Genomic DNA, 26959 nt, shown 5'->3' on the forward strand with positions numbered 1-26959 from the left:
CCGGGCCGGCCGCGGGCGGCCGTAGAATCGGCCTCACCATGGCTTACCTCGACCACGCCGCGACCACCCCGATGCTCCCGGAGGCGGCAGAGGCGCTGACCGCGGCACTGGGTGTCACCGGCAACGCCTCCTCCCTCCACGCGTCCGGGCGCGCGGCCCGCCGCAGGGTCGAGGAGGCCCGCGAAACCCTCGCCGAGGCCCTCGGCGCCCGTCCCAGCGAGGTCGTCCTGACCTCCGGCGGCACCGAGGCGGACAACCTCGCCGTCAAGGGCCTGTACTGGGCCCGCCGCGACGCCGATCCGGCCCGCACCCGCGTCCTCTCCAGCCCCGTCGAGCACCATGCCGTCCTCGACGCCGTGGACTGGCTCGGCGACCACGAGGGCGCCACCGTCGAGTACCTCCCGGTCGACTCCTACGGCCGCGTCCACCCCGAGGCGCTGCGCGAGGCCATCGCCCGCAACCCCGACGATGTGGCCCTGGCCACCGTCATGTGGGCCAACAACGAGATCGGCACGGTGCTGCCGGTGCGCGAACTGGCCGCCGTGGCAGCCGAGTTCGGTGTCCCGCTGCATGCCGACGCGGTGCAGGCCTTCGGGCAGGTCCCGGTCGACTTCGCCGCCTCCGGACTGGCCGCGATGACGGTCTCCGGCCACAAGATCGGCGGCCCGTACGGCGTCGGCGCGCTGATCCTGGGCCGGGAGTACACCCCGGTGCCCGTCCTGCACGGCGGCGGCCAGGAACGTCACCTCCGCTCCGGCACCCTCGACGTGCCCGCGATCGCCTCCTTCGCCGTGGCCGGCCGGCTCGCCGCCGAGCGGCGCGAGTGGTTCGCCCTCGAGATCGGCGCGCTGCGCGACGAGTTGATCACGGCCGTGCGCTCGGCGGTCCCGGACGCGATCCTCGGCGGCGACCCGGCACCGGAGGGCCGCCTCCCGGCCAACGCCCACTTCACCTTCCCCGGCTGCGAGGGCGACTCCCTGCTGCTCCTGCTGGACGCCCAGGGCATCGAGTGCTCGACCGGCTCCGCCTGCACCGCGGGCGTCGCCCAGCCCAGCCACGTTCTGCTCGCCACCGGCACCGGCCCGGACCTGGCCCGCGGCACCCTCCGCTTCTCCCTGGGCCACACCTCCACAAAGGCCGACATCGACGCAGTCACCAAGGCCATCGGCCCCGCGGTGGAACGGGCCCGCGCGGCGGGACTGACGTAGGCCCCGGGGCGACGCGGGGCGGCCCGGTCCGCGGTTCGGGTCCGCAGGGGCGGGGCAGGCCAGGCCCGAGCGGTTCGCGTCGGTGCGGCGGGTCGGGCCCCGGCGGTTCGGGTTCGTGCGGCGGGTCGGGTCCCAGTGCTTCGGGCGGCGGGCCGGTCCGCGGTTCGGGCTGGTGCGGCGAGGCGAGCCTCAGCGGTTCGGGTCCGCAGGGGCGGGGCAGGCCAGGCCCGAGCGGTTCGCGTCGGTGCGGCGGGTCGGGCCCCGGCGGTTCGGGTTCGTGTGGCAGGTCGGGTCCCAGTGCTTCGGGCGGCGGGCCGGTCCGCGGTTCGGGCTGGTGCGGCGAGGCGAGCCTCAGCGCTTCAGGTCCGCGCGGTGGGTCGGGCCTCAGCGTTTCGGCCTGGTGCGGTGGGTCGGGCCTCAGCCCTTCAGGTCCGTGTGGCGGGCGGTTTGCGGCGGATTCGTGTCGCGGGTCGGGCTTCAGTGTTTCGCCTGGTGCGGTGGGCCGGGCCCGGTGCTTCGGGTTCAGGTGGCGGGCTTTCCCGGCGGTTCGGGTTCGTGTGGCGGGTCGGGTCCCAGCGCTTCGGGTCGGTGCGGCGGGGTGGGCCCCCAGCGGTTCAAGTCGGCGCGGCGGGACGGGCCCCAGTGCTTCAGGTCCGCGCGGCGGGGCGGCCGCGTGCTTCAGGTCCGGGCGGTTCGGGCCGTGCGGACCAGGCGTATGTAGCGGTCCCAGTCCCAGTGGGGGCCCGGGTCCGTGTGGTCGGCGCCCGGGACCTCCACGTGGCCGATGATGTGCTCCCGGTCGACGGATATGCCGTACCGGCCGCAGATCCCGGCCGTCAGCCGCGCCGAGGCGGCGTACATCGCGTCGGTGAACGACGAGGCGTCGTCGACGAAGCCCTCGTGCTCGATGCCGACGCTCCGCTCGTTGTACGCCCGGTTGCCCGCGTGGAAGGCCACGTCCAGCTCGCGGATCATCTGCGTGACATGCCCGTCCGCCCCGACGATGTAGTGCGCGGCGGCCCCGTGCCCCGGGTCCTGGAAGACCTTCACCGCGCTCGCGTAGCTGCCCTGCGTGACGTGGATGACGACCCGGTCGATCCGGTAGTCGTCCGGGCGGTCCGCCGGCCGGTAGTTCGCCGGGGAGGCCGCCACCCACCGCGCGCCCACGAAGTCGACCGCGCCCGCCACCCGCGGCTTCTGCGCGCCGGGCAGCCGCCACCACAGCCGCGACAGCCCGCTGCGCTCCAGCGCGGCCCCGCCCACCACGAGCGCCGCCCCGCCGACCAGCAGGGCCCGCCGCCCCAGCCGCCGCTTCCCATCCGTCTTCTTCGCCCCCACACGATCTTCAACGCATGTCAGGCGGCCCCGGTTCCCGCGCCCCGTACCCTGGAAGGGCTATGACTGACACCCCGCAGCGTGACACCCCGCAGCGCTCCCGCCCCCTCCGCGTCCTCGCCGCCATGTCGGGCGGGGTCGACTCCGCCGTCGCCGCCGCGCGCGCCGCGGAAGCCGGCCACGACGTCACCGGCGTCCACCTCGCGCTCTCCGCGAACCCGCAGTCCTTCCGTACGGGCGCGCGTGGCTGCTGCACCATCGAGGACTCGCGCGACGCCCGCCGCGCCGCGGACGTCATCGGCATCCCGTTCTACGTGTGGGACCTCGCCGAGCGCTTCCGCGAGGACGTCGTGGAGGACTTCGTCGCCGAGTACGAGGCGGGCCGCACCCCGAACCCGTGCCTGCGCTGCAACGAGAAGATCAAGTTCGCCGCGCTGCTGGACAAGGCGCTCGCCCTCGGCTTCGACGCGGTCTGCACCGGCCACTACGCCAAGGTGATCGTGAACGGGGACGGCACACGTGAGCTGCACCGCGCCTCAGACATGGCCAAGGACCAGTCGTACGTCCTCGGCGTCCTGGACGACAAGCAGCTCGCACACGCCCTGTTCCCGCTCGGGGACACGCTCACCACCAAGGACGAGATCCGCGCGGAGGCCGAGCGCCGGGGCCTGGCCGTAGCCAAGAAGCCCGACTCGCACGACATCTGCTTCATCGCCGACGGCGACACGCAGGGCTTCCTGGCCCGCCGCCTGGGCAAGGCCGAGGGCGACATCGTCGACGAGTCGGGAGCGGTCGTCGGCACCCACGAGGGCGCGTACGGCTTCACCATCGGCCAGCGCAAGGGCCTGCGCATCGGCACCCCGGCCCCCGACGGCAAGCCCCGCTACGTCCTGGACATCTCCCCGGTGACCAACACGGTGACGGTCGGCCCGGCCTCCGCCCTGGACGTCACCGCCCTCACCGCGATCAGGCCCCGCTGGTGCGGCACCGCCCCCGCCGGCCCCGGTACCTACACCGCCCAGCTCCGCGCCCACGGCGGCGAGACCGAGGTCACCGCCGAACTCGTCGGCGACGAACTCCGGGTCACCTTCAGTGAGCCGGTCCGCGGCGTGGCCCCCGGCCAGGCGGTCGTGCTGTACGACGGCACGCGCGTGGTGGGCTCGGCGACGATCGCTACGACGATCCGGGCGAAGGAGCCGACCACGGCGGTCTGACACACGGACCGCGGACGGTGCGGACGGCACCGGTCGCCCGGCTAGGACCGGCGTTCCGCCGTCTCCTTGATGCCGGTCAGGGTGGCGTCCATGCCCTGGCCGAGTTGCTCGAGGCGGTAGGCGATGATCGCCTCCTCCTGGTCGGGGTCGCGGTCGATGTACGCGCTCAGGCCGGAGCGGCCGGGGCCGATCGTGACCGACTGACGCAGAACGGTGCCCCTCTCCGGCGCCGGGGTGAGGGCGAAGGACCAGGTGGCCATCCGGTCCCTCACGTTCTCGGCGGCCGTGCCGTAGCGTCCGTCGGGGTCCAGCACGCACCAGGTGAGGGTGCGTTCCGGGACGGCCTCCGTGATGTGGGAGAGGGTCCGCCACTCGCCCACGAACGGATTCTGGTTGTGCCCGAGGTAACGGGCGCCAGGCGCCGGCCGGTCGGCACCGCCCTGCCACTCCACGCGCACCAGCTCGGGACTCCACCCGGCCATGGCCTCGACGTCGGTGACGACTTCCCAGACCCGCGAGGGTTCCGTCGCGATGTGCACCTCGCGGTGGGTGCCGGGCCGGTCGGCGTAACGCATGGCTGCTCCCCGTGCGGGCGCGGTCGTTCGCCGCCCCCGCGCAGGGAGTCTAGGGTCGCCAACTCTTCCTGGAACAGGTTGGCTTGGTCACACGGGTGTCAGTTCGGACACCAGCCGGGCGGCCGTCGGCGCCGGAATGCCGTGCCGCTTGGCGGCGCGCAGCACGGCGCCGCCGATCGCGTCGAGTTCCAGGGCGCGGCCCGCAGCGGCGTCGCGCTGCATCGAGGACTTCATCCCGGCCGGAAGCGCCTCGTACATCGCCAGGGTCCGGTCCGGGTCGAGCGGCGCCCCGGCGGCGCGGCCGACGGCGGTGATCTCGTCGACGAGGGCGAGCAGTTCTTCGCGGTGGCCGGTACGGACCGTGCCGATGGCGACGTCGTAGCGGGTGGTGAGGAGGGCGAAGGGGGCGAGGAAGGCCAGCTTCGCCCAGAGGACGGCGGTCTCGGACTCGGCCACGCGGGTCCGCACCCCGGCGGACTTTCAGGAAGCGAAGAACTCCGCCAGCACCGGCGCCAGCGCCTCCGGCTCCACCGCGTGGGTCTGGCCCTCCAGGGCCCGGTACGTGCCCCGGGGTGCGGCCTCGGCGATCGCCCGGGCCGCCTCGCGCAGCCAGGCCGGGCTCGCGCTGCCCGCCACCGACAGGACCGGCACGGTGACCGACGCCAGCAGGTCGCGGGGGACCAGCCCGTCCCCCATCACCGCGTCGTCGTGGGCGAGCGTGGGCGCGATCGCCTCCATGCCCGCCCACATGGGGGACTGGCGGGCGCTGGCGATCATCTGCGGGGCCAGCCCGGTCAGGAGCAGGAACAGCTCCACCGCGTCCCCGCGCCGGCCCTCGGCGAGGGCCGCGGTCAGCTTGCCGGTGTACTCGGCGCGCTCCCGCTCGCCGCCCTCGTACACGGCGAACGGCGGCTCGTAGACGGCGACCTGACGGACCGGCAGCCCGCTCGCCGCCGCCCGGAGGGCCAGCGCGCCGCCGGAGGAGACGCCGTACAGCGCCGCCTCGCCGCCCACCGCGTCGATCAGCGCGGCCAGGTCCTCGACCTCGCGTTCCACCGCGTAGGGCGCCGTGTCCCCGCTCCCGCCGCGGCCCCGGCGGTCGTAGACGACGACGTCGAAGCGGTCCGACAGCGCCGCCGCCAGCGGCGCCACCGTGGCACCCGTCGACATCGCGCCGCTGACGAGGACAACCACCGGGCCCTGCCCGGTGCGGTGGTAGGCGAGCGGGGTGCCGTCACGCGAGACGGTCTTCTTGTCCATGCCAGTCATGCCAGTGAAGACTGCCACGCCGCAGCGGCCTCATCGGGTCACAACACTTGCACGTCGTAGAAGCACAGATGGTCCTTGATCCCGGCGACGTCCGGCTTCGGGTCGGGGTAGGCCCACACCAGGTCCGCCGCGTCGGGCAGGGACCAGTAGGACGCCGTGCCCTTGAAGGGGCAGTACGTGTGCGTGTCGGACGCCGTCAGGAGGTCGAGGCGTACGTCCTCCGGCGGCAGGTAGTAGCGCGGCGGGCACCCCGTCTCGCGCAGTACCAGGGCGCGGTCGCTCTCCGCGAGGACCTGGCCGCCGCGCACCACACGCACATGCTCGTCGCTCTTGTCGATCGTGATCGTGTGTCCTTGGGTCATACCGGTACAGCATCCGCCGGCCCCCGCTTCTTCCCGCCCGCGGGGCCGGTTGTCCCGCCGCGTACCGTGGGCGCATGAATATCTGCGTCTTCCTCTCCGCCGCCGACCTCGACGACCGCTACACCCGCCCCGCGCGGGACTTCGCCCGGCTGATCGGCAAGGGCGGCCACAGCCTGGTCTGGGGCGGGTCCGACACCGGGCTGATGAAGGTGGTCGCGGACGGTGTGCAGGAGGCGGGCGGCCGGCTCGTCGGTGTGTCGGTCGACTTCCTGTCGGCGAAGGCGCGGCCCGGCGCGGACGAGATGGTGATCGCCCGGGACCTCGCCGAGCGGAAGAAGCTGCTCCTGGAGAAGGCCGAAGCGGTCGTGATCATGGTGGGCGGCACCGGGACGCTCGACGAGGCCACCGAGATCCTGGAGCTGAAGAAGCACGGCCGGACCGACAAGCCGGTGGTGCTGCTGAACACCGACGGCTTCTACGACGGCCTCAAGCAGCAGTTCCGCCGGATGGAGGAGGACCGGTTCCTGCCCAGGCCGCTCGCCGAGCTGGTGTTCTTCGCCGAGGAGCCCACGGGCGCGATGGCGTATCTGGACGGGGCACTCGGCGGCAGCTGAGCAGGTGGTGCGAGCATGGCGGGCATGGCTACTCATGTGATCACCGGGGCCGGCTCCGGCATCGGCGCGGCCGTGGCCCGCCGCCTGTTCGCGCGCGGGGACGAGCTCGTGCTGCACGCGCGCGACGCCGGGCGGGCCAAGGAACTGGCCGCCGCGTTCCCCGGCGCCCGGACGCTCGTCGGCGACCTGGCCGACCCCGACCGGCTGAGCTGGGCGTTCTCGCACCAGACGCTGCCCGACCGCGTGGACTCCCTGCTCCACATCGCGGGCGTGGTCGACCTCGGCCCGGTCGGCGAGCTCACCCCGAAGACCTGGCGCCACCAGCTCGACGTCAATCTGATCGCCCCCGCCGAACTGACCCGCCACTTCCTGCCCCAGTTGCGCGCCTCGCGCGGCCACGTGGTGTTCGTCAACTCGGGCGCGGGCCTGAGCGCCCACGCCGACTGGTCCGCGTACGCCGCCTCCAAGCACGGACTGAAGGCGCTGGCGGACTCGCTGCGCCAGGAGGAGCACGCCAACGGCGTCCGGGTCACCTCCGTCTACCCGGGTCGCACCGCCAGCCGTATGCAGGCCAAGGTCCACCAGCAGGAGGGCAAGGAGTACGACCCCGGGAAGTGGATCGACCCCGACTCCGTCGCCACGACCATCGTCATGGCGCTCGATCTGCCGCGGGACGCTGAGGTCAACGACCTGACGGTCCGCCCGGGCCGGTGACGGAAGGCCGCGGGCGGTTCCCGGCGGCTGCCGCCCCCTGAGGGGGCCCCGCCCCCGCAGGGTTGCGTAGGCTTCCCGGGTGAGCGAGAACAGCCAGTTCAGGTTCGGTGCCGCCACCGGCGTCGGGTCCATGCCCGGTGGGGACGCCCAGGAGGCCGTCAAGACCGTCACCGGCACCTTCGAGGACTTCCCCTTCCTGCCCGAGCTGCCCGCACGCGGGCCCGGCGCCGACATGATCGGGCGTACCACGGGGATGCTCGCCGAGCTGTACGCGCGCGTGGAGCCCAGCGGCTGGCGGCTCGGCGACCGGCCGGGCCGGGACACCAGGCGGGCGCGGTCGTGGCTCGGGGAGGACCTCGACGCCCTGGAGGAGTTCACCCAGGGTTACGAGGGCGCGCTGAAGGTGCAGGCGGTGGGGCCGTGGACGCTGGCCGCCGCCCTGGAGCTCAAGAACGGCGAGGCGGTCCTGTCCGACGCCGGCGCCTGCCGGGACCTGGCCGCCTCGCTCGCCGAGGGGCTGCGGCTCCACCTCGCGGAGGTGTGCCGGCGCGTTCCCGGCGCCCGGCTCGTCCTCCAGCTCGACGAACCGTCCCTGACCGCCGTCCTGCGCGGGCAGGTGCGGACCGCCAGCGGCTACCGGACCCACCGCGCCGTCGACCGGCAGATCGTCGAGGCCACGCTCCGGGACGTCCTCGGGGCGCACGACCAGGGGCCCGTCGTGGTCCACTCGTGCGCGCCCGACGTCCCGCTCGCCCTGCTGCGCCGCGCGGGCGCCGCGGCGGTCTCCCTCGACGTCTCGCTCCTCACTGAGCGTGATGACGAGGCGATCGGAGAAGCGGTCGAGGCGGGCACCCGGCTCTTCGCCGGTGTCGTCCCCGGCACGGACGGCCCGTTGTCAGACCCTGCCGGTAGCGTCATGGGTGTCAGGACGATGTGGCGCAGGCTGGGGCTGCGGCCGGAGCTTCTCGCCGAGGCGGTCACGGTCACCCCGGTGTGCGGACTCGCGGGCGCTTCCCCGGCGTACGCGCGCCAGGCGCTCGCCCACTGCGTCCGGGCGGCGAGATCGCTCGCGGACAACCCAGAGTAACGGGAGGACAACACGGTGGCCGGCGACAAGCAGCAAGCGGAAACAGCGGTGCCCGTCGAGGCACGGCAGAAGCACGCGCGGCTCGCGGAGCAGGTCGAGGAGCACCGCTTCCGGTACTACGTCAAAGACGCTCCCGTCATCAGCGACGCCGAGTTCGACCAGCTCCTGCGCTCCCTGGAGGCGCTGGAGGAGGAGTACCCGGAGCTGCGCACGCCCGACTCGCCGACCCAGAAGGTCGCCGTGGCCTACGAGACGGACCTCGCCGAGGTCGAGCACCGCCAGCGGATGCTCTCCCTCGACAACGTCTTCGACGACGAGGGGCTCGCCGCCTGGGCGGACCGCGTCGCCAAGGACGTCGGCACCACCGGTCACCACTTCCTGTGCGAGCTCAAGGTCGACGGCCTCGCGGTCAACCTGACCTACGAGGACGGCAGGCTCACCCGCGCGGCCACCCGCGGCGACGGCCGCGTCGGCGAGGACATCACGCCCAACGTGATGACGATCGCCGAGATCCCGCACCGGCTGAGCGGCGACCGCGTGCCGAAGCTGGTGGAGATCCGCGGGGAGGTCTACTTCCCCATGGAGGCCTTCCAGGACCTCAACGCCCGCCGGGTCGCGGCCGGCGAGAAGCCGTACGCCAACCCCCGCAACTCCGCCTCCGGTTCGCTGCGCCAGAAGGACCCCAAGGTCACCGCGACGCTGCCGCTGCACATGGTCGTCCACGGCATCGGCGCCCTGGAGGGGTACGACGGCCTCACCCGCCTCTCCGAGGCCTACGAACTGCTGAGGTCCTGGGGCCTGCCCACCTCCCGGCACAACAGCGTCGTCGACGATCTCGACGGCGTCCGCGCGTTCATCGCCCACTACGGCGAGAACCGCCACTCCGTGGAACACGAGATCGACGGCGTCGTCGTCAAGCTCGACGAGATCCCGCTCCAGGGCCGCCTGGGTTCCACCTCCCGCGCGCCGCGCTGGGCGATCGCGTACAAGTACGCGCCGGAGGAGGTCAACACCAAGCTCGTCAACATCCGGGTGGGCGTGGGCCGGACCGGCCGGGTCACGCCGTACGCGCAGGTCGAGCCGGTCACGGTGGCCGGTTCCGAGGTCGAGTTCGCCACCCTGCACAACCAGGACGTCGTCAAGGCCAAGGGCGTGCTCATCGGCGACACGGTCGTGCTGCGCAAGGCCGGTGACGTCATCCCGGAGATCCTCGGGCCGGTCGTCGACCTGCGCGACGGCGGCGAGCGCGAGTTCGTGATGCCCTCCGAGTGCCCCGAGTGCGGTACGCCGCTCAGGCCGATGAAAGAGGGCGACGTCGATCTGCGCTGCCCCAACGCGCGGGCGTGCCCGGCCCAGTTGCGCGAGCGCCTGTTCTACCTCGCGGGCCGCAAGGCGCTGGACGTCGAGCACTTCGGCTATGTCGCCGCGGCCGCCCTCACCAAGCCGCTCGAGCCCGCGGAGCCGCCGCTGAAGGACGAGGGCGACCTGTTCGACCTGACGGTGGAGCAGCTGCTCCCCATCAAGGCCTACGTCCTCGACCAGGACAGCGGACTGCCCAAGCGCGACCCGAAGACCGGCGAGGAGAAGGTCGTCACGGTCTTCGCCAACCAGCAGGGCGAGCCCAAGAAGAACGCGCTCGCGATGCTGGAGAACATCCGGTCCGCCAAGCAGCGCCCGCTCGCCCGTGTGCTCACCGGCCTGTCGATCCGTCACGTCGGACCGGTCGCGGCCCAGGCGCTGGCCCGGGAGTTCCGCTCCATCGACCGCATCGAGCAGGCCGGTGAGGAGGAGTTGGCGAACACGGAGGGCGTCGGCCCGATCATCGCCGCCTCGCTCAAGGAGTGGTTCGCGGAGGAGTGGCACCAGGAGATCCTGCGCAAGTGGCGGGAGGCCGGCGTCCGCATGGAGGAGGAGAGCTCCGGCGAGGGCGAAGGCCCGCGTCCGCTCGAGGGCTTGACGGTCGTGGTGACCGGCACCCTGGAGCAGTTCACCCGCGACGGCGCCAAGGAGGCGCTGCAGAGCCGGGGAGCGAAGGTGACCGGCTCGGTCTCGAAGAAGACCTCCTTCGTGGTCGTGGGCGACAACCCCGGTTCGAAGCACGACAAGGCGATGCAACTCAAGGTGCCCGTGCTGAACGAGGACGGTTTCGGCGTCCTCCTGGAGCGCGGACCGGACGCGGCGGCCGAAGTCGCGCTTCCGGCCGGCGAGTAGGGGGTTGAACTCCGCCCGTTCGGCGCATACCAGATGCATACGGGTGGCCGGGGCGCATTCGGGCAACCGTCGACGACCGCTGCCCGTGGAAGCCTTCCGCGGCCTACTGTTGAGCTGTGCGCCCGCCGTGCCCAACCGCGGCCGGGGCATCCCCGTGCTCGTCAGGAGTACGTGGAAGGTTTTCCAGCGCGGTGCCGTCCAGGGGTAGTGGGGCATCGGGCCGCGTGGCGTGGGCACCGCCGGCTGTGAGAGGGACGGGAATGGAACCGACCGAGAGCGCCGCCCCGCACTCACGGCTGCGCCGGATGGCCGACGCATGGCGGGGGAGACGGGGGCGGACGCCGGAGCGTGCGGGCGCGATGGAGCGCGCCGGACGCGTTGCCGGACAGTACACCGTCGCGCGCGCCCGCGCCTCCGCACACACGGCCGTCGAACGTTTCTCCGGACTGCCCGGCGCCGAACCCGAACGGCACCGGCCCCGCTCCGTGTTGCCCGTGGCGATCGTCGTGGTGGCCGGGTCCGCCCTGTGCGCCGGCGTGTACCAGGCGTTCACCGACCACCACGCGCTCTTCCCGTCCGGCACGGTCGGCTGGTCCCTGGCCCTGCTCACCGGCCTCATCGTAGGTCACCTGGTCATGCTCGGCCGGGCCCGCTGGTGGGGCGGCACCGGCTCCGGCGCCACCCTCACCGTCGCCGTGCTGCTGCTCTACGGCTGGGTGCCCGCAGGCATGGTCAGCCTCACCGTCGTCGTCCTGGTCGGCATAGCCCGGCGCCACCGCTGGCGGCAGGGCGTGCTGCACGGGGCGGTGGACATCCTCGGCATCGGCGCCGGCGCCCTGGTGCTGGGCGCCTTCGGCCGCGTACCCACCGTGGAGAGCCCCTGGGCCCCGGGCGGTTGGACCGCCTCCACCGTGCCTCAGGTGGTGCTGGCGGCCGGCGCCTACCTCCTGGTCACCCGCGCCCTGCTGTGGTACGTGCACAACTCCCGCACCGCCGGAGTGCCCACCGTCCCCCGCACCGCCGTGATCAGACAGGGCCTGGTCGCCGTCGCCCTGCTCGGCATCTCCCCGCTGGTCTGCGTCGTCGCCGTGGCCAAACCCGTCCTGCTGCCGCTGTTCGCCATCCCGCTCGTCGCCCTCGATTCCACCCTGTGGATGGCCCGCGCCCGGGCCGAGGAACAGCTGCGCGACCCGCTGACCGGACTGCCCAACCGGCAGTGGCTGCTGGAGCGCATCTGGACCGCCCTGGACGACGCCGAACGCATCGGCGCCCGGTCCGCGCTGATGCTGATCGACCTGGACCGGTTCCGTTCGGTCAACGACACACTCGGTCATCTCGCCGGGGACCGGCTGCTGTTGCAGATCGCCGACCGGCTGCGGCAGGCGCTGCCGCGCGGGGCTGAGGCGGCGCGGCTCGGCGGCGACGAGTTCGCCGTGCTGCTGCCGGTCGCCGACTCCACGACGTCCGCGACCCGTATCGCGCGCGCACTGGTCACCGTCCTCAGCTCCCCGCTCGACCTTGACGGACTCACCCTGGTCCTGGAGGCCAGCGCGGGAGTCGCCGTCTTCCCCGACCACGCCCTGGACGCCGAAGGGATGCTGCGCCGGGCGGACGTGGCGATGTACCAGGCCAAGCGGGACCGCACGGGTGTGGAGGTCTACGAGTCCAAGCGGGACTCCAACACCCCCGACCGGCTGGGGCTGCTGGGCGACCTGCGCCGTGCCCTCGACGCCCACGAGGTCGAACTGCACTACCAGCCGAAGGTCCGCTTCGACGGACAGGTCGCGGGCCTGGAGGCGCTGGTCCGCTGGGTGCACCCCGAGCGCGGCAGGGTGCCGCCGGACGAGTTCATAGCGATCGCCGAGTCCTCGGGGCTGATGCCCCATCTGACGGAGTACGTCCTGGAGACCGCGCTCGCCCAGGTCGCCCGCTGGCGGGCCCAGGGCCTGTACGTCCCGGTCGCGGTCAACGTCTCCCCGCGCGATGTGCACATCCCCGGCTTCGCCGGTTCCGTGGCCGCCCGGCTGGCCCGGCACGGCGTGCCGGCCGGAGCGCTCCAGCTGGAGATCACCGAGCACGTCCTGCTGGAGGACCCGCAGCGGGCCGCCGACACCCTGCACGCCCTGACCGGGCACGGCGTGAAGATGTCGCTGGACGACTTCGGCACCGGCTACTCCTCGCTGGTGCACCTGCGCCGGCTGCCGGTGAGCGAGCTGAAGATCGACCGCTCGTTCGTGGCCCGGCTGGCGGTCGACACGGAGGACGCCGAGATCGTGCGCTGCACCGTCGACCTCGCGCACTCCCTCGGTCTGCTGGTCGTCGCGGAGGGCGTCGAGGACGACGAGACCTGGGAACGGCTGCGGGACCTCGGCTGCGATGCCGTGCAGGGCTGGCTCGTCGCGGCCGCGATGCCGCCTGAGGAGACGACGGCGTGGCTGCGGGCGCGCGGTTCACGCGGCTGGCAGCGCCCCGCCGCCGCGCTGCCCGCTGCGGCGGCCGACGAGTGACCTTCCCGCCCGTCCGCCGGTGCTGAGAGGGGGCCGGGCCCGCCCTGCTCAGCGGATGCCGTGCGGCACGAAGTGACCGATCAGCAACGCGAGCCGGCGCTCGTGGGCATGCTCCGGCAGCCGGCCGCTGCGCATCAGGGTCACCAGGCCGTGCAGCCCGGCCCAGTACGTCTCCGTCAGCAGGCCCGGGTCCTCGCCCTTCGCCGTGATCGGCTCGACGGCCCGCAGGAGCTCACCGAACGCCTCCTGCAGAGCCGGCGGAGCCTCGGGCGTCGCGAACGGCAGGTCCACCGTGTGCGTGAACATCACGTCGTAGAGCGCGGGCCGCCGCCGGGCGAAGGCGGTGTACGCCTCGCCCACCGCCGCCAGCGCCCCGCGCGTGCCGTCGGCCGCCTCACGGGCCGTGCGCATCTCGGCGGCCAGCTCCGCGCAACCCTGGACGGCGACCGCCGCCATGATCGCGTCCTTGCCCTTGAAGTGGCTGTAGAGGACCGGCTGGCTGTACTCGATCTCAGCGGCCAGCCGGCGGGTGGTCACCGCGTCCCATCCCTCGGCCTCCGCCAGCTCCCGTGCGGCGGTCACGATCAGCCGCTCGCGCTCCGCTCGGTCGCGCTCCCGGCGCGTCTGGATCGACATGACCCCGGATTCTAGCAGTGCTAGAACTTCTGCCGAAGTTCTGCTAGCTTCGATCTCATTCCTAGCGTTGCTAGCAAGGGAGAGGCATGACCGTCACCGCGTACACCCTGGCCGTCCTGCTCGATCTGTTCTGTGTGTTCCTCGGCTACCGCTTCCTGTTCCGGCCCGGCCCCGCGGCGGCCGGCTACGGCGTCCCGGCCGACCCGCGCGGCGACGCCCGCGCCTATCTGTCGATCAAGGGCCTGCGGGACGGCACCTTCGGGCTGTTGGGCCTCGTCCTGCTGGCCTTCGCCGGAGCCCATGCCGCGGCGTGGTCCATGGCCGCCGTGGCGCTCGTGCCGCTCGGCGACACCCTGATAGTGCTGCGCAACGGCGGCACGAAGGCCGTCGCCTTCGGGATCCATTTCGCCACCGCGCTCGTTGTACTGCTCAGCGCCGCACTGCTCTTCGCGCTCTGAGCACATCCGACAGGGGGAGTCGCATCATGTCGCTGTTCGTGCCGAAGTTCGACGAAACCGTGCTGGTCCGTGACGCCGAGGCCGAGGTGCTCGGCGGCGACCCGGTCGCCGTCAAGCTGCTCGCCGACAGCAGCGCCAGTGGCGGCGCGCTGTCCACCTTGCGGGTCACGCTCGCCGAGGGCGCCGACGGCGCCCGCCCGCATGTGCACCGCAACTCGGCCGAGATGTTCTACGTGCTCGACGGTGAGGCCCAGCTGCTGTCCGGCGACGACATCGTCACCGCCCAGCGCGGCGACCTGGTCGTCGTCCCGCCGGGTCGGCCGCATGCCTTCGCCGCCGCCCCCGGTCGCCGGGCCGACCTCCTCATCGTCATCACCCCGGGCGTCGAGCGCTTCGAATACTTCCGCCACCTCCAGCGCGTCCGCCTGGGCGAGGCCACCCCGGAGAGCCTGCTGGAGGTGCAGGACCTGTACGACAATCACTTCTTGAGGAGCGAGGCCTGGGACGGACGCCGCTGAGTGCCGGCCCTGGGGGCGGGGTCCGGCAAACCGTTTCACGGCCACCCCGCCCCGCCCCATAGGATTGGGCCCAAAGCACACACACTCACCCCAGAGGATCGCTGCATGCCTGGCATCACGCGCGAGGAGGTCGCCCACCTCGCCCGGCTGGCGCGTCTGGAGCTGAAGCCCGAGGAACTCGACCACCTCGCGGGACAGCTGGACGACATCATCGGCGCGGTGGCCCGCGTCAGCGAGGTCGCCGACCAAGACGTACCGCCGACCTCCCACCCGCTGCCGCTGACCAACGTCATGCGCGCGGACGAGGTCCGTCCGTCGCTCACCTCCGAGCAGGCGCTGTCCGGCGCCCCGGCCCAGGAGCAGCAGCGTTTCAAGGTGCCGCAGATCCTGGGTGAGGAGTGAGAGCCGTGACGGACCTGAACAGCATCATCAGGCTCACCGCCGCCGAGACCGCCGAGAAGATCGCCTCCGGCGAGCTCACGGCCGTCGAGGTCACCGAGGCCCACCTGGCCCGGATCGAGGCCGTCGACGAGAAGGTGCACGCCTTCCTGCACGTCGACCGCGAGGGCGCGCTCGCCCAGGCCCGCGCCGTCGACGAGAAGCGGGCGCGCGGCGAGAAGCTCGGCCCGCTGGCCGGCGTGCCGCTCGCGCTCAAGGACATCTTCACCACCGAGGGCGTGCCGACCACGGTCGGCTCCAAGATCCTCGAGGGCTGGATCCCGCCGTACGACGCGACGCTCACCAAGCGGCTGAAGGACGCCGACGTGGTGATCCTCGGCAAGACCAACATGGACGAGTTCGCCATGGGGTCCTCCACCGAGAACAGCGCCTACGGGCCCACCGGCAACCCCTGGGACCTCACCAGGATCCCCGGTGGCTCCGGCGGCGGGTCGAGCGCCGCGCTCGCCTCCTACCAGGCTCCGCTCGCCATCGGCACCGACACCGGCGGTTCCATCCGCCAGCCGGCCGCCGTCACCGGCACGGTCGGCGTCAAGCCGACGTACGGCGCGGTCTCCCGCCACGGCATGGTCGCCTTCTCCTCCTCCCTCGACCAGGGCGGCCCCTGCGCCCGTACGGTCCTGGACGCGGCCCTGCTGCACGAGGTGATCGCCGGGCACGACCCGCTCGACTCCACCTCCATCGACGAGCCGGTCCCGCCGGTCGTGGAGGCCGCCCGCAACGGCAGCGTCGCGGGCATGAGCGTCGGCGTCGTCAAGCAGTTCCGCGGCGAGGGCTACCAGGCCGGCGTCATCCAGCGGTTCGACGAGTCCGTCGAGCTGCTCAAGGAGCTGGGCGCCGAGATCGTCGAGCTGGACTGCCCGTCCTTCGACCTGGCCCTGTCGGCGTACTACCTGATCGCGCCGTCCGAGTGCTCGTCCAACCTGGCCCGCTTCGACGGCCTGCGCTACGGCCTGCGCACCGGCGACGACGGCACGCGCTCCGCCGAGGAGGTCACCTCCCTCACCCGCGAGGAGGGCTTCGGCGCCGAGGTCAAGCGCCGGATCATGCTCGGCACGTACGCGCTGAGCTCCGGCTACTACGACGCGTACTACGGCAGCGCCCAGAAGGTCCGCACCCTGATCAAGCGGGACTTCGACAAGGCGTTCGAGCAGGTCGACGTGATCGTCTCCCCGACGACCCCGACCACCGCCTTCGCGATCGGCGAGCGCGCCGACGACCCGATGGCGATGTACCTCGCCGACCTGTGCACCATCCCGACCAACCTGGCGGGCAACGCGGCCATGTCGCTGCCCTGCGGCCTCGCCCCGGAGGACAACCTCCCGGTCGGCCTGCAGATCATCGCCCCGGTGATGAAGGACGACCGGCTGTACAAGGTGGGTGCCGCCGTCGAGGCCGCCTTCGTGGAAAAGTGGGGACACCCGCTGCTCGAGGAGGCTCCGTCGCTGTGAGTAAGGCACTCGCCAAGGCCAAGGGCTTCAAGAAGTCCAAGTCCGGTACGTACCTGTCCATGGCCACCACCGCGTTCGGCGCGGTCGGTGTCGCCAAGCAGATCAAGAAGGCCCGCGCCGAGCACGACACGCTGCGCCTGGTCGACGCCACCGTGTCCGCCGTAGCGATCGTCACCGGCCTCGCCATTCTCTACCGCGAGCTGAAGCGGCTGGGCGACGACGACGTCCTGCTGGGCTGAGAGGGAAGTTTTCACCGTGACCACCACGACCGACCTGGTGTCGTACGAGGACGCGCTGGCGTCGTACGACCCCGTCATGGGCCTCGAGGTCCATGTCGAACTCGGCACCGCCACCAAGATGTTCTGCGGCTGTTCGACCGCGCTCGGCGCCGAGCCGAACACGCAGACCTGCCCGACCTGCCTCGGCCTGCCCGGCGCGCTCCCGGTCGTCAACGCGACCGGCGTGGAGTCCGCCATCAAGATCGGCCTCGCGCTGCACTGCGAGATCGCCGAGTGGTGCCGCTTCGCCCGGAAGAACTACTTCTATCCGGACATGCCGAAGAACTTCCAGACCTCCCAGTACGACGAGCCGATCGCCTTCAACGGCTACCTCGACGTGCAGCTGGAGGACGGCGAGACCTTCCGCGTGGAGATCGAGCGCGCCCACATGGAGGAGGACACCGGCAAGTCGACGCACGTCGGCGGCGCCACCGGCCGCATCCACGGCGCGTCCCACTCGCTGCTGGACTACAACCGCGCCGGCATCCCGCTGATCGAGATCGTCACCAAGCCGATCACCGGCGCCGGCGAGCGTGCCCCGGAGGTGGCCAAGGCCTACGTCCGTGAGCTGCGCGAGCTCATCCGGGCGCTCGGCGTGTCCGAGGCCCGGATGGAGATGGGCCAGATGCGCTGCGACGTCAACCTGTCGTTGATGCCGAAGGGCGCCGACAAGTTCGGCACCCGCTCCGAGACGAAGAACGTCAACTCGCTGCGGTCCGTGGAGCGCGCGGCCCGCTACGAGATCCAGCGCCACGCCGCCGTGCTCTCCGGCGGCGGCACGGTGATCCAGGAGACCCGCCACTTCCACGAGGACACCGGGTCGACGACCTCAGGCCGGACCAAGGAGGAGGCCGAGGACTACCGGTACTTCCCCGAACCGGACCTGGTCCCGGTGGCGCCCTCGCGCGAGTGGGTCGAGGAGATCCGCGCCGGGCTGCCCGAGCTGCCGCTGGTGCGTCGCAACCGGCTCCGCGAGGAGTGGGGCGTCTCGGCCGCCGACATGCAGGCGATCCTCAACGCCGGCGCCCTCGAACCGATCGTCGCCACGATCGACGCCGGCGCGGACGCCGCCTCCGCCCGTAAGTGGTGGATGGGCGAGCTCGCGCGTGCCGCCAACGAGTCTGGCAAGGCGCTGGACGAGCTGTCGATCACGCCGGCGCAGGTCGCCCGGGTCACCGAGCTGGTCGCCAAGGGCGATCTGAACGACAAGCTGGCCCGCCAGGTCATCGAGGGCGTCCTCGCCGGCGAGGGCACCCCGGATGAGGTCGTCGACAAGCGCGGCCTGAAGGTGGTCTCCGACGAGGGCGCGCTGACCGCCGCCGTCGACGAGGCCATCGCCGGGAACCCGGCCATCGCGGACAAGATCCGCGGCGGCAAGGTGGCAGCGGCCGGCGCCCTGGTCGGCGCGGTCATGAAGGCCACCCGCGGCCAGGCCGACGCGGCCCGCGTCAAGGAGCTGATCCTGGAGAAGCTCGGCGTCGAGGGCTGAGCCCGCGAACCATGTCGGGGGGTGCATCGGCCCGATGCACCCCCCGAGTCGTGCCGGCGAGGGGTCCCGCCCCCTGTCGGTGCCGTCGCACGGAGGCGCTACGCTCGCGCGCCATGAGTGGACGCGCCGATTCCGAAACGCACCCCGAGATATCCGGGGCCGACGACGTCGAGGCGGCCGGGACGGAGGACCACGCCGAGGGTGACGTCGACGTGGGCCAGGACGGTGTCGTGGACGGCGGCGCCGAGGGCGAGGACGGCGCCGAGGGCGAGGTGGAGGACCGCGCGGAGGTCGCATGCCGCGCCCGGTGGACGGCGGCCGGAGCCGGGGCCCTGCTGACGCTCACCGGACTCGCCGCCTCGCTGCTGCGGCTGTCCGGCTCGGCCTCCGCGCTCGTCCCGGCCGTCTACGCCGCCGGCGCCGCCGTCTGTGCCGTGGCGGCCCTCGTCGGCGCCCGGGGACGTACCCGGCGCGCACTGTGGCTGCTGATCGCCGGGGTGATGGTGATGGCGCTCGGCGACCAGCTCGACTGACAGTGAGGATGTGCAGCCGGCGGGACGACAGGCCTCATCTGTTTGTCCTGTGAATTGGGTCGCACTGATGTGAATCAGCCCACGAACAGGCTAAACGATCAGATTCGCCTGCAAGAGTGTCCTCAGATTGCTCATGCGTTCTTTGCGGGCTGTTCCGATCATGGACGACTGTTCCCGGTCAAAGATCCACACATCCCCTGGGAGCACGTTCGTGGCAGCCCTAGCGCGCTGGTGTGTCCGGCACCGCCTTGTCGTCGTACTGCTCTGGCTCCTTGCCTTCGGCGGGGTCACCGCGGCCGCCTCGGTCACCGGGTCCGCCTACTCCAACGACTACGAGGTCCCCGGCACCGAGTCGGGACGCGCCACCCAGCTGCTCAAGGAGGGCTTCCCGGGACTCGGCGGCGACAGCGACACCGTCGTCTGGCACACCACGTCCGGCACGGTGCGCGCCCCGGACGTCGAGCAGACGATGACCCGCACCCTGGACAAGATCGCCGCCCTGCCCCAGGTGGCGTCCGTGACCAGCCCCTACAAGGACCCGGAGGCCCAGGGCTCCGAGCAGATCAGCCCCGACGGGCACACCGCGTACGCCACCGTCACCTTCACCCGTCCGTCCCAGGACATCACCAAGCCCCAGGCCGAGGCCGTGGTCGAAGCGGCCAAGGCGGCCGAGACCGGCGGGCTCCAGGTGGAACTCGGCGGCAGCGCGATCAGCCTCACCGCGGCCTCCGGCGACCACACCGCCGAGATCGTCGGCGTGCTCGTCGCCGCCGGGGTGCTGCTCATCGCCTTCGGCTCGCTGGCCGCGGCCGTGCTGCCCATCGCCACCGCGCTGCTGAGCGTGGGCACCGCCCACGCCGCCATCGGACTCCTCGGCCACGCCATGACGGTCGCCGACTTCGCGCCCATGCTGGGCATGCTGGTCGGACTCGGCGTCGGCATCGACTACGCGCTGTTCATCGTCACCCGGCACCGGCGCGGACTGAAACGCGGACTCAGCCCCACCGAGGCGGTCACGAACGCCGTCGCCACCACCGGACGCGCCGTCGTCTTCGCGGGTGCCACGGTTTGCATCGCCCTGCTCGGCATGCTCATCCTGCGGCTGGGCTTCCTCAACGGCGTGGCGGTCGCCGCCTCGCTGACCGTCGTCCTCACCGTCGCCGCCTCGGTGACCCTGCTGCCCGCGCTGCTGTCCTTCATCGGCCCGCGCGCCCTCAGCCGCCGTGAACGGCGCCGCCTGGCCGAACACGGGCCCGAGCCCGAGGTGCCCACCGGGTTCGCCGCCCGCTGGTCGGCGTTCGTCGAACGCCATCCCAAGGCGCTCGGCCTCGTCGCCCTCGCCGTCGTCACCGTGCTGGCCCTGCCCACGCTCTCCCTCCACCTCGGCACCTCCGACCAGGGCAACGACCCGAGGACGGCGACCACTCGGAAGGCGTACGACCTCGTCGCCGAGGGCTTCGGGCCGGGCGTCAACGGGCCGCTCACCCTGGTGACCCGGGTGGAAGGGGCCGAGGGCAGACTCGCCCTGGACAACCTCGACACCACCCTGCGCGCCACCGAGGGCGTCGCCGCGGTGACCCCGGTGACCTACAACTCCGGCGGCACCATGGCCTACCTGAACGTGGTTCCGGACTCCGCGCCGCAGTCCCAGCGCACCAGCGACCTCGTCCACCGGCTGCGCACCGACGTGCTGCCGCGCGCCCAGACCGGCACCACGCTCGACCTGCACGTCGGCGGGGTCACCGCCGGGTACGACGACTTCGCCGGCGTGATCATCGGCAGACTGCCGCTGTTCGTCGGCGTGGTGGTCGGCCTCGGCTGCGTACTGCTGCTGCTCGCCTTCCGGTCCCTCGGCATCCCGCTGAAGGCCGCCGTGATGAACATAGCCGCCGTCGCCGCCGCGTTCGGCGTCGTCGTCACGATCTTCCAATGGGGCTGGGGCAGCGAGTTCCTCGGCCTCGGCCGGGCCGGACCGATCGAGCCCTTCCTGCCCGTGATCATGGTCTCGGTGCTCTTCGGGCTCTCCATGGACTACCAGGTCTTCCTGGTCAGCCGGATGTACGAGGAGTGGCTGGAGACCGGCGACAACCGGCGGGCCGTCCGCGTCGGCCTCGCGGAGACCAGCCGGGTGATCAACTCCGCCGCGGTCATCATGATCTCGGTCTTCCTCGCCTTCGTACTCAGCGGCGACCGTGTGATCGCCATGTTCGGCATCGCGCTCGCCTCCGCCGTCGCCCTCGACGCCTTCGTGCTGCGCACCCTGCTGGTGCCCGCCCTGATGCACCTGCTCGGCCGCGCCAACTGGTGGCTGCCGCGCCGGCTCGACCGCGTGCTGCCCCGGATCAGCATCGAGCCGCCCGAGTGCCGCGTGGCGCATGAGAGGCTCAGGGACGTCGAGGACGAACTGGCGAAGGAGACGCAGCAGGATGTACGCGATACCTCTGGGTGACGAGGGAGCCGAACTGCGGCCGCTGGAGCCATGGCACGCCGAGGAGTTCCTCGCGCACCTGGAGAGGGGACGGGAGTTCATCACGCGGCACATCCCGTTCGGCGCGAACGCCACGGACGTGGACTCCGCGCGGGCCATCCTCCAGTCGTACGCCGACAAGCACGCCGCCGACAGCGGCTTCCTGCACGGGCTGTGGCTGGAGGGCAAGCTGGTCGGCGGGCTGCTGTTCCGCGTCTTCGACGCGGCCACCGGCACCTGTGAGATCGGCTGCTGGCTGGAACCGGCCGGCACCAGGCGGGGACTCGTCACGCGAGGGGCGCGGGTGCTCATCGACTGGGCGTTCGACGAGCGGGGCATGCACCGCGTGGAGTGGCACGCCTCCTCGGCCAACGAGGCGAGCGTCAACGTGGCGCGACGGCTGGGGCTGACCCGCGAGGGCGTCCTGCGCGAGAGCTTCCCCTACCGGGGCGTGCGCCAGGACATGGAGGTGTGGGCGGTGCTCGCCCCCGAGTGGCGTGAGGCACGCGCACGCGACGGTCGTTGAGACGGCCGGGCGCGGTCGCCGCCGACTCCGTGTTCCGCGAGATCCCGGGAGAGCCTGGCTTACCCGTGTCCACCGGTGCCTTACGGCTGCCCCGCGGCCCCGGCACGCGCGCCTAAGGCACCCCGGACGGGGAAGATGCGGAACTCTCCCGATGTGGCCGGGCCCCTGGGAGACGACAGTGGGGGCATCGCGGAAAGCGACGCCGAAACCACCGCTCACCGGGGAGAGACCATGTTCCACTACGAACTGCACCAACTGCGCTCCGCCGAACTCGGCCGCCGCGCCGAGGAGGAGCGCCTGGCCCGCGAGGCTCTGCGCGCCCGCCGTGCCGCCCGCCGCTCGGCCGGCGGACGAACCGCCGAGGCGGAGCCCCATACCCGCGGCCCGCACCGGCACCGGTTCACCCGCGCGGCGTGAACACAGGCCGGCCGGACACCGGCGGTCAGGACGGCCCCGGCTCCACGGGAGTGGGCCGGGGCCTCCCGCATGTGCGTCCGGCTGCCGTGGGGAAAACAGGTGCCGCGCTGTCGGACCCGCGTGCGATGCTCGGGCATGTGGAGACCAGGTCCGTCTGTCCGGTGTTCGTCGGCCGCGCCGACGAGTTGGGCACGCTGCACGACGCGCTCGCCCGCGCGGCCCGGGGAGAGCCGCAGGCCCTGCTGCTCGGCGGTGAGGCGGGCGTCGGCAAGACCCGCCTGGTCGAGGAGTTCGCCGGCGCCGCCATTCACGCCGGCGCCGTCGTGGCGCTCGGCGGCTGCGTGGAGATCGGCGCCGACGGACTACCGTTCGCGCCCTTCTCCGCCGCCCTGCGCGCCCTGCGCCGCGAACTGCCCGGCGAGTTCGCCGCCGCGGCCACCGGACAGGAGGAGGAGCTCGCCCGGCTGCTGCCCGAACTCGGCGAGCCGGCCCCCGCGCGAGGCGGCCGGCACGACGAGGAGGGCATGGCCCGCCTCTTCGAACTCACCGCCCGCCTGCTGGAGCGCGTCGCCGCCGACCACACCGTCGTCGTCGCCCTGGAGGACCTGCACTGGGCCGACGCCTCCACCCGGCACCTGCTCGCCTACCTGCTGCGCACCCTGCGCACCGGCCGTCTCGTCGTCCTGGCCACCTACCGCTCCGACGACATCCACCGCCGCCACCCGCTACGGCCGCTGCTGGCCGAACTCGACCGGCTGCGCACGGTCCGCCGCCTCGAACTCGCCCGCTTCACCCGGCAGGAAGTGGGCCGCCAGATCGCCGGCATCCTCGCCACCGAACCGGACCCGGTCCAGGTCGACGAGATCTTCGAACGCTCCGACGGCAACGCCTTCTTCGTCGAGGAACTCGCCGTCGCGGCCCACGAGGGCTGCCGCACCAGCCTCAGCGACTCCCTGCGCGACCTGCTGCTCGTCCGGGTCGAGACGCTGCCCGAGCCCGCCCAGCGGATCGTCAGGATCGCCGCCGAGGGCGGGTCCACCGTCGAACACCGGCTGCTCGCGGCCGTGGCCCGGCTGAGCGAGGACGACCTCATCGAGGCGCTGCGGGGCGCCGTGAACGCCAACATCCTCATCGCCGCCCACACCGGCGACGGCTACCGCTTCCGGCACTCCCTGGTGCGCGAGGCCGTCAGCGACGACCTGCTGCCCGGCGAGCGCTCCCGCCTCAACCGCCGCTACGCCGAAGCCCTGGAGGCCGACCCGACCCTCGTCCCCGCCGACCAGCGCGTCATGCGGCTGGCCAGCTACTGGTACCACGCCCACGACCCGGCCAAGGCCCTGCCCGCCGTCCTGGACGCCTCCGTCGCGGCCCGCGCCCGACACGCCTACAGCGAGCAACTGCGGCTGCTGGAACGGGCGATGGAGCTGTGGGACGCCGCGCCGGAAGAGGCGCGGGCCCGGCTGCGGCCCGTCGACTACACCGAGATCTACCCTCCCTGCGGCTGCGATCCGGCGACCACCCCGCTGGCCTTCCTCGACCTGATGGCAGAGGCCGCCGTCGCGGGCCGCTTCTGCGGGGAACGGGACCGCGCCTTGAAGATCACCAAGCGGGCGCTGCGCCTCCTGGAGGACGAGAACGACCCCCTCCGGGCCGCCTGGTTCTGGATCCAGCGCTCCAAGCTGGTCCAGGCGAAGGCCCACGGCGACGGCTGGCAGGAACTGGGCACCGCGCAGGAACTGGTGCGCGGGCTGCCGCCGTCCGAGGTGCACGCGGAGGTGCTGGCCAACGTCGCCCAGTGGTCCATGGTGCACGTGCCGGGCCCCGACGCCCTCTCGGCCGCCGAACGGGCCGTGGAGTACGCGCGCATGGTCGGCGCCTGCGAGATCGAGATGACCGCGCGGCTCACCCTGGGTGGCCTCATGGTCCAGGCCGGCGACGTCGAGGCGGGCCTAGCCGAGATGTACGAGGTCAACAGGCGCACGGTCGGCGACGGCATCGCCGCCGTCGCCGGCCGCTCCTACGTCAACCTGCCCTCCGAGCTGGAGTCCGTCGGCCGCTCCCGCGAGGCCGTGCCGCTCATGGAGCAGGGGATCGCCTTCACCCGGCGCTTCGGCCTGCTGGACAGCGAGGCCTGGGTGTGGGGCAACCTCGCCGAGTCGCTGTTCACCCTGGGCCGTTGGGAGGAGGCCGCCGAGGCGGCCTCCCGGTCCCGGCGCGTCGGCCAGAGTGCCAAGCCACGCGGCTTCCACGCCCGCATCCGCGCCGAACTCGCCCTCGTACGAGGCGAACTGGCCGAAGCCTCCGTTCAGCTGGCCGACGCCCTCGAAAACTTCGGCACCCACGACAACGCGCCCCAGCACGCCCTGCCGCTCGCCCGCATCGCGATCGGGGTCGCCGCGGGCGAGGGCCGCCTGCTGGACGCCCGCGCCGAACTCGAACGCGTCCTGGACGACGGCTTCCCACCCGGCACCCAGCGCTACGGCTGGCCGCTGCTGCTCACCGCCGCCACGGTGGAGACCCGCGCGGCAGGGCTGCCCGCCGCCGGCCCGGGGCGCGCCGAGACCTTGCAGCGCATCCGCGGCGCCGCCAAGTCGCTGGCCACCAACGTGCCCGTCTGGCAGGCGTACGAACGCTGGGTGCGCACCGAGCTGCTGCGCGCCGAGGGCCGTAGCTGCCCGGAGTACTGGGCCGAGATCGTCGCCGCCTTCGAGACGCTGGAGCGCCCCTACGACCTCGCCCGCGTCCGCTGCCGCCTCGCCGAGGCCCTGCTCGGCACCGACGAGGACCAGCGGGACCGGGCCACCGAGCTGCTGCGCCTGGCGCACGCCGCCGCCGAGCACCTGCGCGCCCGCCCGCTCGCCGACTCCGTCGCCCTGCTGGCCCGTCGTGCCCGCCTCGCCCTGACCGGCACCCCACTGCAACCCTCCGCTTCCACCGACCCCGTCGCGTCCCTGGGCCTGACGAGCCGGGAACGCGACGTCCTGCGTCTGGTCTCGGCCGGCCGCACCAACCGCCAGATAGCCGAGGAACTCTTCATCTCGCCGAAGACGGCCAGCGTCCATGTCTCGAACATCCTGGCCAAGATGGGTGTTTCGGGTCGCGGAGAGGCGGCGGCACTGGCCCACCGGCTGGGCCTGTTCCCGCCGGAGGCAGAAGACCGGCTGGTCGCGGGGCGGCCGTAAGGCATCGACCGGGAGGGAAGCCGTGTTCAACGTTTTCGAGGAACTGTTCGCGCCCGGCCGCAAGCACACCCGGGACGAGCAGAACCGGCTGGAGCTGACCCGGGAGGACGTCGGGGACAACGATCCCGGACGCGGGCCGATCGATCTCGCCTCCGGGAAGGTCGTCGTGCGGCCCCCCGATCCTCCCCCGGAGGCTGGAACCGGCCGGGAGTGAGGGCCGGGATCCCCCAGGCCGGGGTCTACTTCACCTGCAGTTCCAGGATCCGGTCGTCGCCCTTCTTCGGAGTGCCGCGGCCGTCGGTGTTGCTGGTGATCAGCCAGAGCTTGTCGCCGCCCGCCGAGGCCACCGTACGCAGGCGGCCGTAGGTGCCGGTGAGGAACGCCTCGGGGGCCGCCGAGAGCTTGGTGCCGCTCAAGGGGATGCGCCACAGGCGCTGGCCCCTCAGGCTCGCCATCCAGATGGAGCCCTCGGCGTAGGCGATGCCGCTGGGGGAGGCCACGTCCGTGTGCCACTGGGTTATCGGGTTGTGGAACTTCGGGTCGTCGGACTTGCCCTCCGCGTCCGGCCAGCCGTAGTTGTCGCCCGGCTTGATCGCGTTCAGCTCGTCCCAGGTGTACTGGCCGAACTCGGAGGCGAACAGACGCTGCTTGTCGTCCCAGGCCAGGCCCTGCACGTTGCGGTGGCCGTACGAGTACACGGGGGAGTCGGGGTACGGGTTGCCCGGGGCGGGCCTGCCGTCCGGGGTCAGCCGCAGGATCTTGCCGCCCAGGGATTTCCTGTCCTGTGCCAGGCCCCGGTCGCCGGTCTCGCCCGTGCCCGCGTACAGCATCCTGTCGGGGCCGAAGGCGATCCGGCCGCCGTTGTGGAGGACCCCCTTGGGGATGCCCTTGAAGATCGTGTCGGGTGCGCCCAATTGCATACCGGCCGGCTTCTTGTCGTCGTACAGCATCCGGACGATGCGGTTGTCCGAGGCCGAGGTGAAGTAGGCGTAGATCATGTGGTCGGAGGCGTAGTCCGGGGACAGCGCTATGCCCAGCAGGCCGCCCTCACCCTCCGGGGACACCCCCGACACCCTGCCCAGTTCGGTCTTCTGCCCCGTCTTCTCGTCGACGCGCGTGATCGTCGCCTTGTCACGGGAGGAGACGAGGAGACCACCGGCGGGGAGCGGGGCCAGACCCCACGGGCTGTTCAGGCCCTCCGCGACCGTGCGCAGGACTTTCACCGAGCCCTTGGCCGGCGGCGCGCTCTCCGTGGGTGCCTGCCCGGAGGGCGAGGACGCCGCCGTCGTACGGCCGGGTGCCAGGCCGTCCCCACCGGCCGACGGGCCCCCGGAGGAGCAGCCGGCCGTCAGCAGCACGGCGGCGGCCAGCACGCCCGTCACAGCTCGACGTTGCACGATCTTCGTCCCTTCGACGCGGCGGGTTCTACCTGTCTTACACCGCTCGCGC

Annotated in this window: 25 protein-coding genes and 1 pseudogene; 19 read left to right on the forward strand and 7 right to left on the reverse strand. The window is 72.5% G+C overall.

The genetic code is table 11. From position 1 onward, the window contains the following. Positions 1 to 38: 38 nt before the first annotated feature. On the forward strand, positions 39 to 1208 hold the full coding sequence (locus tag ACFY4A_RS31500; RefSeq protein WP_390832727.1) for a cysteine desulfurase family protein: 1170 nt from the start codon (positions 39 to 41) through the stop codon (positions 1206 to 1208). 678 nt (positions 1209 to 1886) lie between these two features. Here ACFY4A_RS31500 and ACFY4A_RS31505 read toward each other — a convergent pair. After that, positions 1887 to 2546, reverse strand: coding sequence for an N-acetylmuramoyl-L-alanine amidase (locus tag ACFY4A_RS31505; protein WP_390832728.1), 660 nt, complete (start codon positions 2544 to 2546; stop codon positions 1887 to 1889). Positions 2547 to 2605: 59 nt separating this feature from the next. On the opposite strand from ACFY4A_RS31505, the gene mnmA reads away from it, so the two are divergent. Then, positions 2606 to 3757 (forward strand): tRNA 2-thiouridine(34) synthase MnmA, encoded by a 1152-nt coding sequence (mnmA, locus tag ACFY4A_RS31510; RefSeq protein ID WP_390832729.1) that lies wholly within the window; start codon positions 2606 to 2608, stop codon positions 3755 to 3757. Positions 3758 to 3798: 41 nt separating this feature from the next. On the opposite strand, the gene ACFY4A_RS31515 is transcribed toward mnmA, so the two are convergent. From ACFY4A_RS31515 to ACFY4A_RS31530, 4 genes and pseudogenes are all read right to left on the reverse strand, one after another. Beyond that, on the reverse strand, positions 3799 to 4332 hold the full coding sequence (locus tag ACFY4A_RS31515) for an SRPBCC family protein (protein WP_390832730.1): 534 nt from the start codon (positions 4330 to 4332) through the stop codon (positions 3799 to 3801). Between the two features lie 87 nt (positions 4333 to 4419). After that, positions 4420 to 4809, reverse strand: a pseudogene (locus ACFY4A_RS31520) (ketopantoate reductase family protein); the annotation flags it as partial. A gap of 3 nt (positions 4810 to 4812) precedes the next feature. Then, positions 4813 to 5592 carry an alpha/beta fold hydrolase gene (locus tag ACFY4A_RS31525; protein WP_390832778.1) on the reverse strand — a complete coding sequence of 260 codons (780 nt, stop codon included), beginning with the start codon at positions 5590 to 5592 and terminating at the stop codon, positions 4813 to 4815. A 47-nt stretch (positions 5593 to 5639) separates the two neighbouring features. Continuing rightward, on the reverse strand, positions 5640 to 5963 hold the full coding sequence (locus tag ACFY4A_RS31530) for a DUF427 domain-containing protein (protein WP_390832731.1): 324 nt from the start codon (positions 5961 to 5963) through the stop codon (positions 5640 to 5642). A 74-nt stretch (positions 5964 to 6037) separates the two neighbouring features. On the opposite strand from ACFY4A_RS31530, the gene ACFY4A_RS31535 reads away from it, so the two are divergent. The 5 genes from ACFY4A_RS31535 (at position 6038) to ACFY4A_RS31555 (ending at position 13096) form a co-directional block, all read left to right on the forward strand. After that, positions 6038 to 6577, forward strand: a complete 540-nt coding sequence (locus tag ACFY4A_RS31535; protein WP_390832732.1) for a TIGR00730 family Rossman fold protein — start codon at positions 6038 to 6040, stop codon at positions 6575 to 6577. 15 nt (positions 6578 to 6592) lie between these two features. Next, positions 6593 to 7291: an SDR family oxidoreductase gene (locus ACFY4A_RS31540; protein WP_390832733.1), complete on the forward strand. Its 699-nt coding sequence runs from the start codon at positions 6593 to 6595 to the stop codon at positions 7289 to 7291. A gap of 79 nt (positions 7292 to 7370) precedes the next feature. Next, entirely contained in the window at positions 7371 to 8378 is a 1008-nt protein-coding gene (locus ACFY4A_RS31545) for a methionine synthase (RefSeq protein WP_390832734.1), read from the forward strand. A 15-nt stretch (positions 8379 to 8393) separates the two neighbouring features. Then, complete coding sequence (gene ligA / locus ACFY4A_RS31550; protein WP_390832735.1) at positions 8394 to 10589, forward strand: NAD-dependent DNA ligase LigA; 2196 nt, start codon at positions 8394 to 8396, stop codon at positions 10587 to 10589. Between the two features lie 260 nt (positions 10590 to 10849). After that, complete coding sequence (locus tag ACFY4A_RS31555) at positions 10850 to 13096, forward strand: putative bifunctional diguanylate cyclase/phosphodiesterase (RefSeq protein WP_390832736.1); 2247 nt, start codon at positions 10850 to 10852, stop codon at positions 13094 to 13096. Between the two features lie 48 nt (positions 13097 to 13144). Here the strand turns inward: ACFY4A_RS31555 and ACFY4A_RS31560 are convergent, their stop codons facing one another. Further along, positions 13145 to 13732, reverse strand: coding sequence for a TetR/AcrR family transcriptional regulator (locus ACFY4A_RS31560; RefSeq protein ID WP_390832737.1), 588 nt, complete (start codon positions 13730 to 13732; stop codon positions 13145 to 13147). 86 nt (positions 13733 to 13818) lie between these two features. Between ACFY4A_RS31560 and ACFY4A_RS31565 the strand changes: the two genes are divergently transcribed. From ACFY4A_RS31565 to ACFY4A_RS31620, 12 genes are all read left to right on the forward strand, one after another. Beyond that, on the forward strand, positions 13819 to 14190 hold the full coding sequence (locus ACFY4A_RS31565) for a DUF4267 domain-containing protein (RefSeq protein ID WP_390832738.1): 372 nt from the start codon (positions 13819 to 13821) through the stop codon (positions 14188 to 14190). Between the two features lie 26 nt (positions 14191 to 14216). Further along, positions 14217 to 14708: a cupin domain-containing protein gene (locus ACFY4A_RS31570; protein WP_390832739.1), complete on the forward strand. Its 492-nt coding sequence runs from the start codon at positions 14217 to 14219 to the stop codon at positions 14706 to 14708. 105 nt (positions 14709 to 14813) lie between these two features. Beyond that, complete coding sequence (gene gatC / locus ACFY4A_RS31575) at positions 14814 to 15110, forward strand: Asp-tRNA(Asn)/Glu-tRNA(Gln) amidotransferase subunit GatC (RefSeq protein WP_100572135.1); 297 nt, start codon at positions 14814 to 14816, stop codon at positions 15108 to 15110. Positions 15111 to 15115: 5 nt separating this feature from the next. Further along, positions 15116 to 16618: an Asp-tRNA(Asn)/Glu-tRNA(Gln) amidotransferase subunit GatA gene (gene gatA, locus ACFY4A_RS31580; RefSeq protein WP_390832740.1), complete on the forward strand. Its 1503-nt coding sequence runs from the start codon at positions 15116 to 15118 to the stop codon at positions 16616 to 16618. After that, positions 16615 to 16857: a hypothetical protein gene (locus ACFY4A_RS31585; protein WP_390832741.1), complete on the forward strand. Its 243-nt coding sequence runs from the start codon at positions 16615 to 16617 to the stop codon at positions 16855 to 16857. Before gatA ends, ACFY4A_RS31585 begins: the two co-directional genes overlap by 4 nt. 16 nt (positions 16858 to 16873) lie before the next feature. Then, the gene (gene gatB, locus ACFY4A_RS31590; RefSeq protein ID WP_390832742.1) at positions 16874 to 18385 is read left to right on the forward strand and encodes an Asp-tRNA(Asn)/Glu-tRNA(Gln) amidotransferase subunit GatB; all 1512 of its coding nucleotides are present in this window, start codon (positions 16874 to 16876) and stop codon (positions 18383 to 18385) included. Between the two features lie 113 nt (positions 18386 to 18498). Then, positions 18499 to 18918: a hypothetical protein gene (locus ACFY4A_RS31595; protein ID WP_390832743.1), complete on the forward strand. Its 420-nt coding sequence runs from the start codon at positions 18499 to 18501 to the stop codon at positions 18916 to 18918. Between the two features lie 211 nt (positions 18919 to 19129). Next, complete coding sequence (locus tag ACFY4A_RS31600; protein ID WP_390832744.1) at positions 19130 to 21367, forward strand: MMPL family transporter; 2238 nt, start codon at positions 19130 to 19132, stop codon at positions 21365 to 21367. Then, a complete protein-coding gene (locus ACFY4A_RS31605) occupies positions 21345 to 21911 on the forward strand; it encodes a GNAT family N-acetyltransferase (RefSeq protein WP_390832745.1) in 567 nt (188 codons plus the stop codon). Before ACFY4A_RS31600 ends, ACFY4A_RS31605 begins: the two co-directional genes overlap by 23 nt. Before the next feature lie 231 nt (positions 21912 to 22142). Beyond that, the gene (locus tag ACFY4A_RS31610; RefSeq protein WP_390832746.1) at positions 22143 to 22328 is read left to right on the forward strand and encodes a hypothetical protein; all 186 of its coding nucleotides are present in this window, start codon (positions 22143 to 22145) and stop codon (positions 22326 to 22328) included. Positions 22329 to 22453: 125 nt separating this feature from the next. Further along, positions 22454 to 25510 (forward strand): AAA family ATPase, encoded by a 3057-nt coding sequence (locus tag ACFY4A_RS31615; protein WP_390832779.1) that lies wholly within the window; start codon positions 22454 to 22456, stop codon positions 25508 to 25510. Positions 25511 to 25532: 22 nt separating this feature from the next. Continuing rightward, entirely contained in the window at positions 25533 to 25724 is a 192-nt protein-coding gene (locus ACFY4A_RS31620) for a DUF6191 domain-containing protein (RefSeq protein ID WP_390832747.1), read from the forward strand. A gap of 25 nt (positions 25725 to 25749) precedes the next feature. Here the strand turns inward: ACFY4A_RS31620 and ACFY4A_RS31625 are convergent, their stop codons facing one another. Next, positions 25750 to 26910, reverse strand: coding sequence for a PQQ-dependent sugar dehydrogenase (locus ACFY4A_RS31625; RefSeq protein WP_390832780.1), 1161 nt, complete (start codon positions 26908 to 26910; stop codon positions 25750 to 25752). Between the last annotated feature and the right edge of the window lie 49 nt (positions 26911 to 26959).

The sequence above is a fragment of the Streptomyces sp. NPDC001292 genome (genome assembly GCF_042896465.1).
Lineage (GTDB): Bacteria > Actinomycetota > Actinomycetes > Streptomycetales > Streptomycetaceae > Streptomyces.